Origin of the sequence: Bacillus sp. EB106-08-02-XG196, assembly GCF_013396335.1 — a bacterium.
Lineage (GTDB): Bacteria > Bacillota > Bacilli > Bacillales > Cytobacillaceae > Neobacillus.
The window spans coordinates 560795-579029 of record NZ_JABWSY010000001.1 but is presented as its reverse complement, the minus strand read 5'-3'; the positions used below and the strand labels follow the sequence as shown (position 1 = coordinate 579029).

Below are 18235 nucleotides of genomic sequence, written 5' to 3'. Positions count from 1 at the left end.
GAACATGCAACGTGAAATGAAGAGATGGGAAAATATCCATCTTACGGCATTAAATAGGCTTCCGGCACATACTGATTTTTACAGATACCGTGCATTTGATGAAGCATTACAATTTAAAAAAGAAAATAGTAAGGGATATACGTCACTTGATGGTGAGTGGAAGTTTCTATTCTTGGAAGCCCCTGAATTTTCACCAGTCAACTTTGAAATAGAGGAATTCGAAATTGAAGATTTAGATGATATCACGGTGCCGTCTTGCTGGCAATTACAGGGTTATGGAAATATGCATTATACAGATGTATTATATCCTTTTCCGATTAACCCGCCATTTGTGCCTCAGGATAATCCAACAGGAATCTATTTCAGAGAAGTTTATTTAGAAGATATAAAGGAAGAGGAAAAAATCCTCGTAAAATTTAATGGTGTGGATTCTGCCTTTGATCTCTATGTGAATGGTCATCATGCAGGATATAGTAAAGGCTCAAGAATGCCATCAGAGTTTGATGTTACGGAGTACGTTCATGCTGAAAAAAATAGATTTACAGTTAGAGTTTACCAGTTTTCAGATGGAACCTACTTAGAAGACCAGGATATGTGGTGGCTTTCAGGAATCTTTAGAAGTGTGGAACTCTATCGAATAAACAAAGATACGCTCCAGGATGTTTTCATTGAAACATTGCCGGATGCAGATTTTAAAGATTTTACGATAAAATTAACCGGGCAGTTTTTAACGAGTGAAATACAGGCAGTGAATGTGAAGCTTTTACAAGAAGGTAACGAGGTAGATGACTTCCCGGCAGAAGTGGTAAATGGCGAATTTCAAGTGTTTAGGGAAATGGTGAACCCATTACTATGGAATGCAGAGGAACCAAATCTCTATATCGCTGTTTTAGAGTATCCATTACCAGATGGGGAAAAAGAAATTGTTCCGTTACGATTTGGTGTAAGATCAATCGATATCGTTGATAATGAAATGAGAGTGAACGGAAAAAGAATCTTCTTTAATGGTGTAAATCGACATGATTTTAATTCGAGAATGGGCAGAACCGTTACCTATGAGGATATGCTTCAGGATGTCATCTTAATGAAGCAGCATAATATCAATGCTGTAAGAACCGCCCATTATCCAAATAATGATGTTTTTTATGATCTTTGTGATGAATATGGACTCTATGTGATTGATGAAGCAGATCTTGAGTGCCATGGCTTTGAAAACACAGGAAATTATAACTGGATCAGTGATAATGAACTATGGGAAAAACAGTATGTAGATCGCGCTGTTAGAATGGTGAAAAGAGACCGAAATCATCCAAGCGTCATTATTTGGTCCTTGGGCAATGAATCTGGTCAGGGCAGAAACTTCACAGCTATGTATCAAGCAATGAAGGAAATTGATTCTACTAGATTGGTACATTATGAGGGAGATCGTCATGCGGCTTATAGTGACATGTATACCACAATGTACACGAGATTAAAGGCACTTGAAGAAATTGGCAAGGATTCCGAAGGGAAAAAGCCGCATATCTTATGTGAATACGGCCATGCCATGGGTAATGGACCTGGCGGGCTGACAGAATACCAAGAAGTGATGAGGAAGTATCCGCGTTTACAAGGCGGATTTGTATGGGAATGGTATGACCATGGAATTGAACAAGTAGATGAAGATGGAAATGTCTATTATCTATATGGCGGGAATTACGGGGATTTCCCTACGAATGGAAACTTCTGCATCGACGGACTCGTATTTCCAGACCGGACACCATCACCAGGGCTGATTGAGTACAAAAAGGTTATTGAACCGATTGTAACCGAGGCTATTGACCTCAATCAACTTAAGGTTAAAATAAAAAACAGATATGATTTTAGAAATTTAGAAGGAATTCAGCTGAACATTAAGGTAGAATCCTTCACTCATTTAATAGAGGAAAAGAATATTAGTCTTCCATCTGTTCCTGCGCAGGATGAAATGGAATTGACACTTCCAATTAATCTTGCTGAAGCCTTACATTACGATGATGCCCGCATCAAGCTAAGTTATTCAGAGCCGAAGAATACGCTTTATGCGAGGGAAGGTCATCACATTACTAGTGAAAGTTTTTTATTGGAAGCGACAAAGGTGAAAAAAGTGGTTGTAAGCAAATACGAGGGTGGAACAACGATTTCCATCAGGGATAATTTTGGACAGCTGTTGGTAGAGAATGAGCATTTTAAAACAGTTTTTTCAAAGATTCATGGTGTTCTATTATCACATAAATTAAATGGGGAAGAAATTATTGAAAAAGGTCCTGAGCTGACACTTTGGCGGGCGGTTATTGACAATGATATGTATAAGAAGGATGCCTGGATCAATAAATACTTTCTAAAAAATGCAAAGGAACAATTCGTTTCCTTTGACTATCAATTGAATGAAGGATATGCAGATATTGAAATCAATAAATATTTATCCAGTGTCAATCAAGCATGGGGCTTTCACTTGAATTATCATTATCGAATCACCAAGGAAGGTGTATTAAACCTCCAATTGAAAGGCTCTAAAATCATTCGAGGGAAAGAAATACCTGAAATGCTGCCGAGAATCGGAATTACGATGCACCTAAACAAAGAGTATAATGATGTGACATGGTATGGTCGTGGAGATTCTGAAAGTTATCAGGATAGTAAAAGAAGCCAAAGTATTGGCCTTTACCATACAAGTGTAGAGGAAATGCACACGGATTACGTTTATCCGCAGGAAAATGGCTCAAGATGTGATACCTCTTTCTTAGCAGTAACGAAGGGGGATCAGTCCATCCTCTTTAATTTTAAAGAAATCAGGGATTTTACCATCCATGACTACGAAACAAGCGCGTTAGAAGAGGCAACGCACCGTGGTAAAATTAAAAAATCACCATTTAATGTGTTAACCATCGATTATCGACAAAGCGGTCTTGGAAGTAATAGCTGCGGTGAGGAACAGCTGCCAGCCTATCGAGTGGGTATAGAAGACTTTGAAATCGGACTGGAAATTAGGAGCGTTCAAAAAGATGATCTTGTAGAAGAAAGCAAGTACTTCAGAGCTAGATAAAATTTCAAAGGCAGGGGAAACCCTGCTTATTTGAAATATGTTCGGTTCCAGCGCCTGGCGGCTAGTTCAAATGACAAGGAGAAATAGGATGAATTTAGATATTAAAGAAATACCATTTTCCAGATTTGGCTCCTATTTTTGTGTCTCACAAGAAAAGGATTCTGTATATATTAGAGACGTGCATGGAGGCGATGAAGCACCATCCAAGCTTTTTCAAATCGATATCGTTAAAGATGGAGCGGAACAGGAGTACGAAGTGCGTGCTTCAGAGGTATCCCTTTCCTTTTATATAAAGGGACAGCCGAAGTGTGTTGCAGAAATTATCATCCCTGAAGAGGATGAACTCCATATTGAAGTCAAGGATGTTGAACTAAGGCTGCGAGCGACAAAAGGAAAATATGATTCATTAATGGAATTGGAAGATGGAATGTATGAATACCACATCTATCCAAAGGAATTAAAACTAATGATCATCAACCTGAATGGCGAAATGGCAGTAGAAGCACCTTGGAATATTATCGGAAATGATTTTATTGATATGCGTTTGAAAAATGGACATTTTGTCATCGAAAGCTATCGAACCGTTTATCATACAAAGGAATACCTTCCTTTCAGCCAGGGAAAAGCAAAAGTCGAGGGGCTTTACAAAGAATGGTTTGATTCCATGAAAAAGGGATACCAGCAAGAGAAGTATCTGCCTTCCCTGGAGAGAGCTTCTTATATTACATGGTCAAGCATCGTTCATCCGGATGGATTACTCAAAGATTATGCGATGTATATGTCAAAGCTGTGGATGTATAATATTTGGTCGTGGGATAATTGCTTTAACGCGTTAAATTTAGGTGAACAATATCCAGAACTTGCCTATGCTCAATTGAAGATTTTCATGGACACCCAAGATGAATCTGGCGCCTATCCAGATTTCGTAAATGACAAATTCATTTCCTACAATTGTGTTAAGCCGCCTGTTTTTGCTTACGTCTATGAGCAGCTTATGGAAAAAAATGATTACTTTAAGGACGAACAGCGATTAAGAGCGGTTTATGAGTCTACTAAAAAGGTAATGAATTATTTTGATCACTATCGGACCTATCAGGGAAGGCTGCCACACTATAAACATGGTAATGATTCAGGCTGGGATAATGCTTCGTTATTTCATGAGGGAATGCCAGTGGAAGCACCTGATCTTGCTAGTTTTTTAATACGTTCATATGATATTCTCGCATCCTTTGCTAAAAAGTTGGGTGAAATAGAAGAGGCATCAAATTTTAAGAATAAAGCCGATTCCATGTTTACCCTGCTGCTTGAGAGACTTTATGATGATGAAGGCTTTTATGGACGAGTAGGTAAAGATGGTGAGAAAGTCAGTATTAGAACCAGTTTAATTCTAAGATTGCCAGTGATTATTGGCTATCGTCTAGATAAGGTCATCATGGACCAATTAGTGTCTGATCTTGAAGCAAACTATGAAACAAAGTATGGCTTGGCAACTGAGAGCGTAACAAGTAAGTTATATCGAGAAAATGGCTATTGGCTCGGTCCTATTTGGGCACCCGTTACCTTCCTCTTTATCCATGCTTTAAAAAATAATGGATACAAAGAAGCTGGAAATCGGCTAAGGGATAAATTTCTTGACCTCACACTCACAGGAGGAATGGCGGAAAACTTTGATCCGTTAACGGGTAAAGGGTTGGTAGATACATCCTTCACATGGACATCAAGTGTATTTCTGCAGTTGTTAGAAGATAATTTAAGGGGTGATTAAATGCAAAAGTATATGGGAGAAATAGCCCTTACGATTACGGCCATTATATGGGGAAGTGGATTTGTTGCCAGTGCCATCTCTTTGGAGCACTTCACTCCTTATCAGATTCTGGCGGGAAGATTTATTATCGGGACCATCATACTAAGCATAATTTTCCATAAAAGGCTGAAAGATATTAATAAAAGTACTATCATAAAAGGGGCTGTATTGGGGATCTTTTTATATTTGGCCTTTGCGCTTCAAACAGTCGGCCTTCAATATACAACACCATCGAAAAATGCCTTTTTAACGGCAGTGAATGTCGTGATCGTCCCTTTTATTGCCTTTGTCATGTATAAACGAAAAATAGATATGTACGAATTAGTTGGCGCCATCTTAGCTATGGTCGGGGTCGGCATTTTATCGCTTAAACTCTCCGCTGATATTAATATCGGAGATTTGCTGACTCTGGGCTGTGCTTTTGGATTTGCCTTCCATATCTTCTATACGGCAAAATATGTTAAAGATTCGGACCCTGTTTCCTTAACGCTTATTCAAATGGTAACCGCTGCTATAATTGGGAGCATTGTGGTTGTTTTCAAAGGGGAAACATCTGTTGTGATGGAAACGGAAGGTTTATTCTCACTCCTCTATCTAGGTATTTTCTCAACAACGATTGCTTATCTATTGCAAACTGTTGCTCAAAAAATGATAACCGAAACAAAAGCTGCTATTATTCTTTCAACAGAATCGTTTTGGGGAATGGTCTTTTCCGTTGCAATCTTGGATGAAGTAATGACGATAAAAATGGTGTTGGGCGCAATCCTTATTCTGTGTGCGATCATTATTTCAGAAACAAAATTACCATTTTTAAAAAAGAATAAATTAAAGGAAATACGTAATTGAATCGAAGCGGGTTAAAAAAACAGGCAGGTAGGGTGAAATAATGGCCACAATAAAAGAAATAGCCAGTTTAGCTAATGTTTCAATCACTACCGTTTCAAGAGTGTTAAATTACGATGAAACATTAAATGTCTCACCGGAAACAAGAAAAAGGGTGTTTGAAGCGGCAGAGGAGTTAGCCTATGTGGTAGCTCCGAAGAAGAAGCAAAAGAGTAAATGGAAAATAGGATTATACGATTCTTTCTCACTCGAAGAAGAATTGGTTGATACGTATTACTTGTCGATAAGGGTTGCCTTAGAAAAAAAACTGAAAAGTAAAAGCATTGACTTTTTCAGAATTGATAAGGAAGGCAATGAGGAAAATCTCAAAAAAATTGATGGAGTCTTATGCCTTGGGACTTTCAAAAGCAAGGATATTGAAAAAATCAGAGGTTTTAATAAACCGTGTGTCTTTGTGGACTCTAATCCAGATGACTATTATTTTGATTCCGTTGTGATTGATTTCAATTCTGCCACTAGAAATGCGCTTAATTACTTAACAGAATTAGGTCATGAAAATATAGGCTTTATCGGTGGTGTAGAGACCGATATGTATGGGAATCGCTTTAAAGATTTGCGGCAGGATGTTTTTGAAAATTATTTAAAGGAAAAAAATATTTTCAAAGAGGAACTGGTAAAAATCGGCGGTTATGACCCAAAGGATGGTTACACCAATCTCAGAGACATGTTAGCAAATGAAACAAAGCCAACAGCCGTATTTGTTGCGAATGATACCATTGCGGTGGGATGCTATAAGGCTGCCTATGAACTAGGGGTTAAAATTCCAGATGAACTTAGTATTGTTGGTTTTAACGATGTAGCCACAGCAAAGTATATGGTTCCTCCTTTGACGACCGTTAAATTATATACAGAAATCATGGGTGAAACCGCTGTTGATTTACTGATAGAACAGCTGACCTCCAAGCGGGAAGTCAGTAAAAAGATCACGATAAATACGAAATTAATTATTAGAGAAAGTGCTTCAGTACCTCAAAAGAAATAATTTTAATGAGGGTGCAGTGTCACTCCTCTTTTTTTTTTACAACATTTCTTTTAAAAAGGCGGAAAAAGATAAACAGGTGAATCGAGTGAGGATACTTTGAAAAAACTTTCAGTCATAATCAAAAACTATTCTTTCCTGAGCATTCGTACGAAAATGGTGCTGTTTTTCCTCATAGTTGCCCTGTTTCCATTATTATTATTTGGATTCCTATCCTATGGGAAGTCTTCTGAAATTGTAAATAAACAATTTAATGATTATGAGCAATTTGCTGTGTCTCAACTCGCCAAACAACTCGAAAATACGTTTGAGCAAATGTATGTCGTTTCGAAGGATATTAATCAATATTTATCGGATCCAACTCTGGTCATCTTACAAGAAGAAATTCCGAGAACGTATACAGGGTTTGTTGAAATCAAAAACTTTGAAAGATATTTAGAGGCACATAAAACCTATGACACAAAGGGAATCTATTTAATTACGAATACAGGCTATTATTATGGAAATAGCCGCTTGGATATACATAAACTCTTTCAAAAGCCCTTTTGGAAGGAAATTAATCGCCTAAAAGAAGGAAATCACTGGATAGGGTTTTATGATTCAGACCACTATTATACTGGTAAAAAAGATGAAAAGGTCATTGGACTTGTTTTTCCAATCGAAAGTGATTTTGGAGTATTGAAAGGAAGTAAGCTTTTAATAGAAACAAATGCGGAGGAGTTATTCTCTTATATTGGTTTCCTAGAAAATGAGCTTCACTCTTCTATCACCCTTAAAAATGGTAAGGATCAGGTAGTTTATAAGACAAGGAATGCACCGAAAGAATGGACAACGGATATTATCTGGAATAACCACTTTGATGCCTATGGATGGGATGTCCATGTTCGCATACCAGAGGAATATTATTATCAATCATCAAATGTGATTTTACGATATACGATAGCGGCTATTATATTTTCAATCATTTTAGTATCCGTGCTTGCTGTTGTATTTTCTGTTCCGCTCACGAAGGGAATTAAACGCTTGAATTCCTCAATGAAGCGAGTCAGTGAAGGAAACTTGGACACACAGATAACCGTTACTTCTAATGATGAATTAGGAATTTTATCTCAAAGCTTTAATGATATGGTCAATCAAATAAAGGACTTAATCGAGAAAATCAGCATGACAGAACGTTTAAAAAGGCAGGCAGAGTTAAAAGCTTTTCATTATCAAATTAACCCTCATTTATTATTTAACACCTTAAACTCGATTCAATGGAAGGCCAGACTCTTAGGAGCAAAGGAAGTTCAAGAGATGATCTACCATTTAACCGAGGTTCTGCATGAAAATTTAAATTTTGCTGATGAGTTAATTCCGTTAAAAAAGGAACTTCAGACGATCAAACATTACTTGAAGGTTCAAGAGATACGTTATGGCCAAACATTTGAATACATAGAGATGATTCATCCGGAATGCTTGGACTGTTTAATCCCTAGAATGACTCTCCAGCCATTGTTTGAAAATATCTTTTTCCATGCTTTTGAAGATGGCCAAGGAAGAATTGAACTAGAGATAACAGTTAAACCCGAATATCTAAAACTTTCCTTAACCGATAACGGCAAAGGTATGAATGAAGAAACGATTGAAAAGCTTCTCAACCCAAAACATCAGGGTGTTAATGGGAGGGGAATTGGTGTTTATAATGTCGATCAACGGGTAAGGCTTCATTTCGGGTATGAGTATGGTTTATCAATCGAATCAGTTGTGGGAAGGGATACAATCTTTAGCATTAAATGGCCGAAAAGGAGATAACGTTGATGATAAAGGTATTAATTGCAGATGATGAACTCATTGTTAGAAAAGGATTAATCGCAACGGTTGAATGGGAGAAATTCGGTATGGAGGTAGTTGCCGATGCACCTAATGGGCAAAAAGCATGGGAGCTTTTTCAGCAGCATTCTCCAGAAGTAGTCGTAACCGATATTGTGATGCCTGAAATGAATGGGATTGAGCTAGCCCGAAACATAAAACAATCTTCCCCAACTACTAAAATATTATTGTTAAGCTGCCATCGGGACTTCACTTTTGCGCAGGAGGGGATGAATATTGGTGCCTCAGGTTATATTTTGAAAACAGCCTTTGAAGACCAACAATTTGAAGAATACCTTTTGCGTATCGAACATGAAATTAATCATGCAAATATCCGGAAATCCTATGATTCTTCCTTTCTAGCAAAGGAATTTTATGAGTGGTTATGTGATTTTGAGAATTCCTTTCATATGCTAGTTGGTGAGCTGTTTTCTAATGACTGGAATTGGATGGAAAATCCATATTATATTTACTTCCTTAACGGATTAAATAGCAGCGAGATTTTTCATGAGAAACGTTTCTTTGAGGAAAAACCATTTGCCAAGATTTCTTGCGGACAGGACCAAGCCTATGTCTTTATCCCTGAAATGTCAAAACCAGATTTTGAGCATTTTTTGGTTGAGGCTAGAAGTATAGATTCCTCTTTTGGTTGGATGGAATATGGTCCAAATCGAGGAATGAATGAATGGATGGACGGAGTAACAAACCTTTACCGCAGGTTTAAATTTGAAAGACAATTTAAGGTTTCGATGGAGGATTGGCCGCTCCCCATTCGTAAGGCTGTTCAAATCATAATCAAAGATTTAGAGCAATCCTTTTCATCCAGCGATATTGCAAATGAGGTGGGCCTAAGTCGGAGCCATTTTAGCACCATGTTTAAAAAGACAACTGGAGAAAGCTTTATTACTTTTACTGAAAAGCTGAAGGTTAAAGCTGCATGTGAACTTCTTGAAAATACTTTACTTCCATTGCAAGAAATTGGTGAAAAAATAGGCATTCAGGATGGAAAATATTTTAGCAAATGGTTTAAAAAATGTATGGGTAAAACACCTTCAGAGTATCGACAGAACAAAAAGGTGAAATGAAGCTAACAAATTTCCTTTTTAGGAGTTGTTTTGGGAAAATTCAAACAATAATACAAAAAGAATAAGATGATTCTAAGTTCTAGACCGCTTTCATTCACGTTATAATGAAAGCGGTTTCCACTACATATAAAGAAAAAAAGGGGAACATGTGATGAAGAATTTCAGGATGACCTTTCTGGCACTCCTATTCGTATTCGTTCTGACTGCCTGTTCAGATGATAAATCCAGCAGCGGGTCTAACCAAACAAGGAATGAAAGTAACGAAAAAATAGTACTTCGCTTTGCAACCTGGGATTCAGGGGAAGCACTAAAAATCCAAGAGGAAATTGCCAGAAAATTCGAAGAAAAACATCCATTTATAAAGGTACAGATGGAAGCCTATGGTGATGAATTTGACCAAAAGCTGACTGCGGCATTTGGTGCAAAAAATCCTCCAGATGTTATGTATATGTGGAATTTTCCGGCCTATTTTCAATCACTTGAACCACTTGAAAATTTTATTAAAAGAGATCCCAATATTGACTTGAATGATTTTTACCAAGGTCTCTTTAATTATTCTACTATTTACCGAGAATTGTATGGTATGCCTGCCGGGTTTACAACAAGGGTGGTCTATTATAACAAGGATTTATTCGATGCTGCAGGGATTCCTTACCCAAAAGATGGATGGACATGGGATGACTTTAAGAGTGCGGCAAAGAAATTAACGAATCCTGCCTTGGGGCATTATGGATTTGGGGTAAGACCAGAACCAGATACGTATGACCTTCAGGGCATCGTTTGGAGTAATGGGTCAAGCTTTATTAGTGAGGATGGGCAGAAAATCAATGGCTATATGAACAGCCCAGAAACCATTGAAGCTATCGAATTGTTTGCAGACCTGACTAAGGAAAAAAGTGCAGTACTTGTAGGCGGTAAAAATCAACAAAGTGGTGAAGAGGCTTTTAAAACCGGCAGGATTGCTATGTGGGAAACCGGAATTTGGCCATTGGATGAGTTTAAAAAGGCTGGTGTAAACTTTGGAACAGTTGAAATGCCTGCCTTTAAAGGAAAACCGGTAAGAGGAGTGATTTCCGCCTCAGCGATATCGATTGCGAAGGATTCAAAAAATAAGGATTTGGCATGGGAATTTGTGAAATTTTACTCCTCACCAGAAGCCATAAAAATGAGAACCGCTGATTTACCTGTCCGGATTCGTTTGGTGAAGGATATGAAAACGGATCAAGACCCGTTAATCGGTCCATTCTACAAAATGCTAGAGCGATCGAATGCTACACCAGCGTATTTACTGGCTGAAAATTGGGATGAAATCAATCGGAATCTATCCTCAGCAATAAATGCCGTCATGCAGGAACAAGATGCGGAGAAATTACTGAATAATGTCGTTATCGATTCAGAGAAATATCTGGGGCAGTAAAAATAAATTGGGTTTCATGCATTTTTTAATATATATCAAATCAATTGGGGGTCAAAAAATGAAAAAATACATGTCAATTTTATTCGTGATGGTTCTGCTCATGCTTTCAGCCTGTTCCAATAATACGGCAGGGGATAATGAGAAAGCAGAAGATCCAAAAAATCCAGCAGGGACAATCACTGTATGGGGCTGGGATGTTGCGGCAGCCACTATGGAAGCTGCAGTTGAGGGATTTCAGAAAAAATATCCCGAAGTAGAAGTTAAAGTAGAGGATTTTAATAGCTCCGATTTATACGATAAGGTAACAGTGGGTCTGGCAGCAAGAGGTTCAGGATTACCAGATGTTGTGTTAATGGAGGATGAACGAATTCCTGGATACTTGCACCAATTTCCTGAAGGATTTGTAAATTTGGACAAGCTTGGGTATGACAAATATAAAGATTCATTCAATCCGGCTAAGGTCGCAGCTGTACAGAATAAAGACGGGGATTTCATTGCTGCCCCATGGGATATAGGTCCGGCAGGAATGTTCTACCGAGTAGATTTTTTTGAAAAAGCAAATATAGATCCAAATTCCATCCAAACATGGGATGATTACATTGCAGCAGGGAAGAAGATTAAAGAAGCTACGGGTGCGCAGCTATTACCAATTGATATACCGAACTATGATGGTGTCTTCCAAATGATGATGCAGCAGCAAGGGCTTTCTTATTTTGATCAAGACGAGAAAATTCCCTTACAATCCAAGGAAGCGGTTCAAGCCATGGAGGTAATCAAAAAACTTCATGACGAAGATTTAGTCCTAAACAATAAAGGCTGGGATGGAATTGTAACCGCAACAGTAAATGGAAGTGTTGCTACCGTTCCTTATGGTGTTTGGTATGCAGGTACCATCATGGACCAAGCGCCAGATTTAAAAGGGAAATGGGATGTATTTTATCTGCCGAGCTTTGAAAGTGGCGGCACAAGATATGCGAACGTAGGAGGATCATCTGTATTGATTCCTTCATCAAGCAAAAATCAATCTGCTGCCTATGCCTTTGTTGAATTCTTTACAACAGATCAAGAATCCCAACTGTTAGGTTTTGAAAAATATGGCCTTTTCCCATCCTTAAAGGAAACGTATAGCGACCCGCTATTTACTGCTAATAGCGAGTACTTTAATAATAGCCCGATTTTTAAAAAGTTTGCTGATATTGTTGATCAAGTGCCACAAATTAACGTAAACGAAAACTTTGCAAAAGCAACCAGTCTTACGAGTAATGCACAGGCAGCTATTTTACTTGAAAACAAATCAGTTGAGTCTGGATTAAAAGATGCGCAAGACCAATTAGAAAATGAAATAAAAAAATAGATTTATAGAGCTGTAGAGCTATAGAGCTGAGTGTTTCAAATTTCTCAGCTCTCTCTTATTCTAAAATCCCTTGAAGTTAGGAAGGTGGCTCAGTTGGAGCAAACAGAAAAGGTAATCAATGCCAAAGCAAACTTTCGAGTCAAAACGTGTAGAAGTTTATTAACTCCTAAAAATGTCCCATATGTTTTTATCGCACCGGCATTTCTGCTGATTTTAATTTTTACCGTTTATCCCGTGATTTTTTCATTTATCTTAAGCTTTCAAGAGGTCCGCGGTGTGGAGAAATCATTTGTTGGTTTGGCCAATTATTTTCGTTTATTCCAAGATCCCGTATTCTATAAATCGCTGTTAAATACCTTTCAAATTTTGATTGTCCAAGTCCCAATCATGCTTTTTCTCTCTTTACTGATTGCAGCGGGGCTCCATTCTTCTATGTTAAAAGGGAAGGCATTTTTTCGAATCTCTTTCTTTATGCCTGCCATCACAGCACTTGTTGCAGCGTCGATTGTTTTTATGATCCTTTTAGATGAACATTTCGGTCTCGTCAACTATTTATTATCATTCATCGGTGTTGAAGCCATCCCTTGGTTAACAACTCCATTTTGGGCGAAGGTCTCTGTCATCCTTGTTATGACCTGGAGATGGACAGGATACAATATGGTGATTTTTTTAGCCGGATTACAGAACATCCCATCCGAGCTGTATGAAGCTGCAAGTATTGATGGAGCAAGTAAAGTAAAGCAATTTTTTATGATTACCATTCCTCAATTAAAACCTGTATTTATCTTTACAGTGGTCATGTCAACCATTGGCACCCTTCAGCTGTTTGACGAACCATTCATTTTGACTCAAGGCGGACCAAATAATGCCACGATGACGATTACACTTTATTTATATGAAGCAGGCTTTAAATTTTTTGACTTTGGATATGCCTCAGCGATTGCCTATGTTCTCGTTGTCATCACGGCAATCATATCATGGGTTCAGATGAAACTAGTAGGTGATGAATAATGATACATTCTAAGAAACTATCTACGAAAATAGGGCTTTATGGTTTATTAATAGCAGGTGTTCTTCTTTCGATTGCCCCATTTTATTGGATGCTTGTCGGTTCGACCCTGCCATCAGGAGAAATTTTTCGTTTACCGCCTAAACTTCTTCCAGGTGATTACTTAGCAAAGAACTTTCAGTCGCTTAATGAGTCATTAGGGTTTGCCAAAATCTTTTGGAATTCATTATTTATTGCTCTCGTTTATACATTGGTTAGTACACTTATTAGTTCAATGGCTGGATACGCATTTGCAAAGTTTAACTTTAAGGGAAAGAACTTGTTTTTTTTCATTATATTATGCACATTAATGATTCCTTCGCAGGTGACATTGATTCCTTTGTTTGAAATGATGGTTACCTTTAATTGGTTAAATACCTATCAAGCGATCATTTTACCAACCTTGGCTTCGCCTTTTGCGATCTATTTAATGAGGCAGAATATGAAGTCGCTTCCAGACTCGATTATTGAGGCTTCCCGAGTAGATGGGGCAGGGGAGTTAAAAATATTTTTCACGGTTATTTTGCCTGTAACAAGACCTGCAATGGCTGCTGTAGCTATATTTCTATTTATGTCTCAATGGAATAGCTTACTTTGGCCGCTTATTACGCTAAATTCTCAAGAAATGTTCACCCTGCCTGTTGCGTTATCCAGTTTAATCGGAATGGCGCGGATTGATTATGGACAGTTAATGCTCGGAACTACCTTATCTACGGTCCCAATTATGATCTTTTTCCTATTGCTGCAAAAGCATTTTATTTCAGGGATATTAGGTGGAGCGGTAAAAGAGTAACAGGTAGGGAGAAATAGTGGTCACTATAAATGTTTTGAAGCTGAAGAGGAATTAGCCTAAAATACAAGCGCCCAGCGACAAGTTTATGTCACTGGGCGTCTTTTTATTTTGATTCTGCCGCTTTTCTTTCTTTGAACTCTGCTTTAATTTGAGCTAATGTGTCTTCATCTGTGATTAGTTTTAATGCGGTTAATGCCAATGCTTTTGCACCTGTTAGTAGTGCTTGGTCTCCTCTAGAGGAAGCAGCGGCTTCCCTAAAAGGTACAGTGTGGGCAACAAGGTCAGCTGATCCAATTTTAATATACGGGTGAATGGTTGGGACAACTTGACTGATGTTTCCTGCATCCGTTGAACCGATACCGGGTCTATCCCCTTCTGCAATGGTTTCACCTAGTTCTTCAACGACTTCCTTGAACACGGCATCATACTGTCTATTTAATAGAAGATTATCGACTTCATTTTGAAAGGCGATGACCTTTAAGGTTGCTCCTGTGGCTAATGCAGCGCCTTCTGCCACTGCTTTTACCCGCTTAGTAACTTCGTTCAAACTAGCTCTTGTAGCAGCCCGGATGAAAAATCTAGCTTTTGCATATTCAGGGATAATGTTTGGTGCATCTCCGCCATGGGTGATGATTCCGTGAATGCGCACATCGTCTTTAAGCTGCTGTCTTAACGCGTTGATGCCATTAAACAGCTGAATCACTGCATCTAATGCATTAATTCCCTCGTGCGGGGAAGCGGCGGCATGTGCCGGCTTTCCGATAAATTCAAAGTCTAGTGGATCAACAGCAAGAGAGGTGCTGGTTATGCGAGTCTCGCCACTTGGGTGAATCATAAGTGCGGCGTCAATCCCGTTCACTAGTCCATGTTTAACAAAGCTTCCCTTTGCACTGCCGTTTGGCCCTCCTTCTTCTGCAGGGGTGCCGAAAACAACTGCTTCTCCGCCTGTTTCTGCTAAAACCTTGCTCAAGGCAATCGCTGCAGCGACGCTAGTAGTACCAATAATATTATGGCCGCAAGCATGCCCTAGGCCTGGAAGGGCATCATATTCTGCTAGGAATGAAATGGAGGGACCAGGTTTTTCTGACTTTTTACGAGCTACAAAGGATGTTTCATGTCCGGCAACAGCCTTTTCAACCTCAAATCCTTCTTTTAAAAGAATATCTGTCAGCAGTTCAGAAGCAAAAAATTCTTCATTGCCGATTTCAGGGTTTTCATGAATTTTATGGCTTGTTGAAAGGTAAAGATCCTTATTGCTATCTACATTTTCAATGATTGTTTCTTTTAATGAAGCTAACGTTTTTGTTGTCATATTTTTCTTCCTCCTTATGTAAAGAGGTTTTTGCTGTGAGCAAAAACCTCTTTGAATTATTACCAGCCAATGTTACTTAACGGAACGAATGTTGGAATCATGTTGCCTTTGTACTCTTTTTCAATAAACTTAGCTGTATCTTCGGACTGATAAAGTTCTGCTAATCTCTTATATGTCTTGTTGTCATTGTCTTTTGCTTGGACCGCAATAATATTAAGGTATGGGGTAGCTGTTTCACTTTCAACAAAAATCGCATCTTCTAATGGGCTAAGACCTGCATCACCAGCAATCCCGTTATTGATAACTGAAGCGGCAACGTCTGGAAGTGCTCTTGGTGTTTGTGCTGGTACAACAGCAACAAAATCAATGTTTTTAGGGTTTTCTTTTATTTTCGTAAGATCACCATTTGGATCGAAGTCTTCTGGTAATTCAATAAGTCCAGCTTCTTGAAGAAGTAATAAGGCACGTCCTTGATTGGATGCGTCGTTTGGAAGGGCAATTTTCGCACCATCTGGAATGTCTTTGACATCTTTGTATTTTTCAGAGTAAATTCCCATTGGGGCAAGGACCGTTGTCGCGATTGGCACTAGGTCTAAATTGTGTTCTTTAATAAATACGTCAAAATAGGCAACAGTTTGGAATGCATTCACATCAATTTCGCCTTCTGCAAGAGCTGTGTTGGGAGCGACGTAATCAGAGAATGAAACGATTTCGATATTGATTCCCTCTTTTTCAGCCTTTTTCGCTACAAAATCCCAAATACGTGTATCAGTTCCGCTGACACCAAGCTTAACGGTAGTTGATTCTTTACCCTCTGATGTTTTTTCAGCACAGGCTGCGCTAATAATCGCCAAAGTAATAATAATGATGGATAGTAAAAGTTTTTTCATCGTTAATTTCCCCCTAGTTTATCTTCGTCTGATTTTCTTTGCTGCTATATTTCCAAATGACTGCAGGCCTTGAACCATTACAATCAGAATTGCTACTGTAATCATCATTGTGACTGTATCAAAACGCTGGTAGCCATAGGTAATGGCTAAATCTCCAATCCCGCCGCCTCCGACAGCCCCAGCCATTGCCGATGCACCAACTAATCCGATAGTGGCTATCGTTAAGGCTAAAACAAGTGAACTTAGTGCTTCTGGAATAAGAAATTTAAAAATAATTTGTCCAGGGGTTGCACCCATTGCCTCTGCTGCTTCAATGACACCTGGATCCACTTCTAGCAATGAATTTTCTATTAATCTGGCAATATAGGGACCGCAATAGAATACCAGAGGAACAACTGCCGCCGCCGTTCCAATCGATGTACCGACTATTAATCTTGTGACGGGAATCATCGCCACTAATAAAATAATGAACGGGACGGAACGAAAAATGTTAATGATCCCATTCAAGACGGTAAAGAACGGTAAATTCTGAAGCAGATGGCCTTTCCTAGTTACGACTAACAAGATTCCCAGCGGCAGACCAAGGATGGTTGAGAACAAGAGAGAGAAAGCGACCATTTGAATGGTTTCAATTAAGGCTTCTATGATTTGCTCTGAATTAACTAGCATGTGCGGTCACTTCCTTTATGCTGATTTTCTTCTGGTTGATATAGGTTAACGCTCGGATGACTTCTTTATCAGACCCCTGGAACTCAACAATGAGGTTTCCAAAAGGAGTTCCTTGAAGCTCGGTAATATTGCCGAACAAGACATTGATATGAATATCAAACTGTTTGGCTAGTTGTGACAATAATGGCTGACCCGCGGTGCTGCCGACAAAATTAATTCGGAAAATCCGCTGCATTCCATCATGCTTTTGAATGATTTCTTTAATAGAATCAGGCAGCTGGTCATTCATGACTGTGCTGACAAAATTTTTAGCAGTCTGTGTTTTGGGTGCTGAAAAGACATCAAACACTGTGCCTTCTTCAATAATTTTCCCTGCTTGGATAACGGCTACCCGGTCACATATCTCTCTAATTACCGCCATCTCGTGGGTGATAATTAGAATCGTAATGTTGTATTCGTTATTGATTTTTTTCAACAGCTGCAAAATCGAGCTGGTTGTCTGTGGATCGAGAGCAGATGTTGCCTCATCGCAAAGTAGAATGGAAGGCTGTGTTGCCAATGCTCTGGCGATTCCGACACGCTGTTTTTGTCCCCCGGAAAGCTGATCAGGATAATAGTCCGCCTTGTCTGCTAACCCGACAAATTCTAGTAATTCCATAACGCGCTTCTTAATCGCATCCTTAGGAACTTTGGCAAGTGTCAGAGGCATTGCCACGTTTGCAAATACTGTTTTTGAGTTTAATAGATTAAAGTGCTGAAAAACCATCCCAATATTTTTCTTAATCTCTCGGACCTCTTTGACAGACATAGAAGTGAGGTTATGACCATCAACAATCACACTGCCAGAGGTCGGACGCTCTAGTAAGTTCACACAGCGGATAAGTGAGCTTTTCCCAGCACCGCTAAAGCCAATCACTCCAAATACCTCTCCCTTATTAATCTTCAAATCAATTCCGTTCAACGCGGCAACCTGCTGCCCGCCACTCTCATAAACCTTTTTAAGATTCTGAAATTCGATCATGATGTATCTCCCCTTTATCAAATAAATAAAAAATCCTCTTCTTGA

General features: G+C 38.8%; 14 protein-coding genes. 10 read left to right on the top strand and 4 right to left on the bottom strand.

Annotated elements, in window-relative coordinates:
- The first annotated feature begins 4 nt into the window (after positions 1-4).
- From MLOOGBEN_RS02720 to MLOOGBEN_RS02675, 10 genes are all read left to right on the top strand, one after another.
- Positions 5-3064: a glycoside hydrolase family 2 TIM barrel-domain containing protein gene (locus MLOOGBEN_RS02720; RefSeq protein WP_179156709.1), complete on the top strand. Its 3060-nt coding sequence runs from the start codon at positions 5-7 to the stop codon at positions 3062-3064.
- A gap of 88 nt (positions 3065-3152) precedes the next feature.
- On the top strand, positions 3153-4829 hold the full coding sequence (locus MLOOGBEN_RS02715) for an amylo-alpha-1,6-glucosidase (RefSeq protein ID WP_179156708.1): 1677 nt from the start codon (positions 3153-3155) through the stop codon (positions 4827-4829).
- Positions 4830-5714 (top strand): DMT family transporter, encoded by an 885-nt coding sequence (locus MLOOGBEN_RS02710; RefSeq protein WP_179156707.1) that lies wholly within the window; start codon positions 4830-4832, stop codon positions 5712-5714.
- A gap of 40 nt (positions 5715-5754) precedes the next feature.
- The gene (locus tag MLOOGBEN_RS02705) at positions 5755-6753 is read left to right on the top strand and encodes a LacI family DNA-binding transcriptional regulator (RefSeq protein WP_179156706.1); all 999 of its coding nucleotides are present in this window, start codon (positions 5755-5757) and stop codon (positions 6751-6753) included.
- A 96-nt stretch (positions 6754-6849) separates the two neighbouring features.
- Positions 6850-8544 (top strand): sensor histidine kinase, encoded by a 1695-nt coding sequence (locus MLOOGBEN_RS02700; protein ID WP_256988806.1) that lies wholly within the window; start codon positions 6850-6852, stop codon positions 8542-8544.
- 5 nt (positions 8545-8549) lie between these two features.
- Positions 8550-9686 (top strand): response regulator transcription factor, encoded by a 1137-nt coding sequence (locus MLOOGBEN_RS02695; RefSeq protein ID WP_179156705.1) that lies wholly within the window; start codon positions 8550-8552, stop codon positions 9684-9686.
- Positions 9687-9837: 151 nt separating this feature from the next.
- On the top strand, positions 9838-11103 hold the full coding sequence (locus MLOOGBEN_RS02690) for an ABC transporter substrate-binding protein (RefSeq protein WP_179156704.1): 1266 nt from the start codon (positions 9838-9840) through the stop codon (positions 11101-11103).
- Positions 11104-11161: 58 nt separating this feature from the next.
- A complete protein-coding gene (locus MLOOGBEN_RS02685; protein ID WP_179156703.1) occupies positions 11162-12457 on the top strand; it encodes an ABC transporter substrate-binding protein in 1296 nt (431 codons plus the stop codon).
- Between the two features lie 114 nt (positions 12458-12571).
- A complete protein-coding gene (locus MLOOGBEN_RS02680; RefSeq protein WP_179156871.1) occupies positions 12572-13468 on the top strand; it encodes a carbohydrate ABC transporter permease in 897 nt (298 codons plus the stop codon).
- Positions 13468-14298 (top strand): carbohydrate ABC transporter permease, encoded by an 831-nt coding sequence (locus MLOOGBEN_RS02675; RefSeq protein ID WP_179156702.1) that lies wholly within the window; start codon positions 13468-13470, stop codon positions 14296-14298. The genes MLOOGBEN_RS02680 and MLOOGBEN_RS02675 overlap by 1 nt, the downstream gene beginning before the upstream one ends.
- Before the next feature lie 103 nt (positions 14299-14401).
- On the opposite strand, the gene MLOOGBEN_RS02670 is transcribed toward MLOOGBEN_RS02675, so the two are convergent.
- Genes MLOOGBEN_RS02670 through MLOOGBEN_RS02655 form a run of 4 tightly spaced genes read right to left on the bottom strand, consistent with a single transcriptional unit; the run spans position 14402 to position 18190 of the window.
- A complete protein-coding gene (locus tag MLOOGBEN_RS02670) occupies positions 14402-15610 on the bottom strand; it encodes a M20 family metallopeptidase (RefSeq protein WP_179156701.1) in 1209 nt (402 codons plus the stop codon).
- 59 nt (positions 15611-15669) lie between these two features.
- Positions 15670-16500, bottom strand: coding sequence for a MetQ/NlpA family ABC transporter substrate-binding protein (locus MLOOGBEN_RS02665; protein ID WP_179156700.1), 831 nt, complete (start codon positions 16498-16500; stop codon positions 15670-15672).
- A gap of 18 nt (positions 16501-16518) precedes the next feature.
- Positions 16519-17169, bottom strand: a complete 651-nt coding sequence (locus MLOOGBEN_RS02660) for a methionine ABC transporter permease (RefSeq protein WP_179156699.1) — start codon at positions 17167-17169, stop codon at positions 16519-16521.
- Positions 17159-18190 (bottom strand): methionine ABC transporter ATP-binding protein, encoded by a 1032-nt coding sequence (locus MLOOGBEN_RS02655; protein WP_179156698.1) that lies wholly within the window; start codon positions 18188-18190, stop codon positions 17159-17161. The genes MLOOGBEN_RS02660 and MLOOGBEN_RS02655 overlap by 11 nt, the downstream gene beginning before the upstream one ends.
- Positions 18191-18235 lie beyond the last annotated feature (45 nt).

What these genes read in the sequence shown, in the direction of transcription:
- MLOOGBEN_RS02715 (WP_179156708.1), top strand. Translation starts at nt 3,153, where the DNA reads ATGAATTTAGATATTAAAGAAATACCATTTTCCAGATTTGGCTCCTAT.
- MLOOGBEN_RS02660 (WP_179156699.1), bottom strand. Translation starts at nt 17,169, where the DNA reads ATGCTAGTTAATTCAGAGCAAATCATAGAAGCCTTAATTGAAACCATT.
- MLOOGBEN_RS02665 (WP_179156700.1), bottom strand. Translation starts at nt 16,500, where the DNA reads ATGAAAAAACTTTTACTATCCATCATTATTATTACTTTGGCGATTATT.
- MLOOGBEN_RS02695 (WP_179156705.1), top strand. Translation starts at nt 8,550, where the DNA reads ATGATAAAGGTATTAATTGCAGATGATGAACTCATTGTTAGAAAAGGA.
- MLOOGBEN_RS02675 (WP_179156702.1), top strand. Translation starts at nt 13,468, where the DNA reads ATGATACATTCTAAGAAACTATCTACGAAAATAGGGCTTTATGGTTTA.
- MLOOGBEN_RS02685 (WP_179156703.1), top strand. Translation starts at nt 11,162, where the DNA reads ATGAAAAAATACATGTCAATTTTATTCGTGATGGTTCTGCTCATGCTT.
- MLOOGBEN_RS02710 (WP_179156707.1), top strand. Translation starts at nt 4,830, where the DNA reads ATGCAAAAGTATATGGGAGAAATAGCCCTTACGATTACGGCCATTATA.
- MLOOGBEN_RS02720 (WP_179156709.1), top strand. Translation starts at nt 5, where the DNA reads ATGCAACGTGAAATGAAGAGATGGGAAAATATCCATCTTACGGCATTA.
- MLOOGBEN_RS02705 (WP_179156706.1), top strand. Translation starts at nt 5,755, where the DNA reads ATGGCCACAATAAAAGAAATAGCCAGTTTAGCTAATGTTTCAATCACT.
- MLOOGBEN_RS02655 (WP_179156698.1), bottom strand. Translation starts at nt 18,190, where the DNA reads ATGATCGAATTTCAGAATCTTAAAAAGGTTTATGAGAGTGGCGGGCAG.
- MLOOGBEN_RS02670 (WP_179156701.1), bottom strand. Translation starts at nt 15,610, where the DNA reads ATGACAACAAAAACGTTAGCTTCATTAAAAGAAACAATCATTGAAAAT.
- MLOOGBEN_RS02690 (WP_179156704.1), top strand. Translation starts at nt 9,838, where the DNA reads ATGAAGAATTTCAGGATGACCTTTCTGGCACTCCTATTCGTATTCGTT.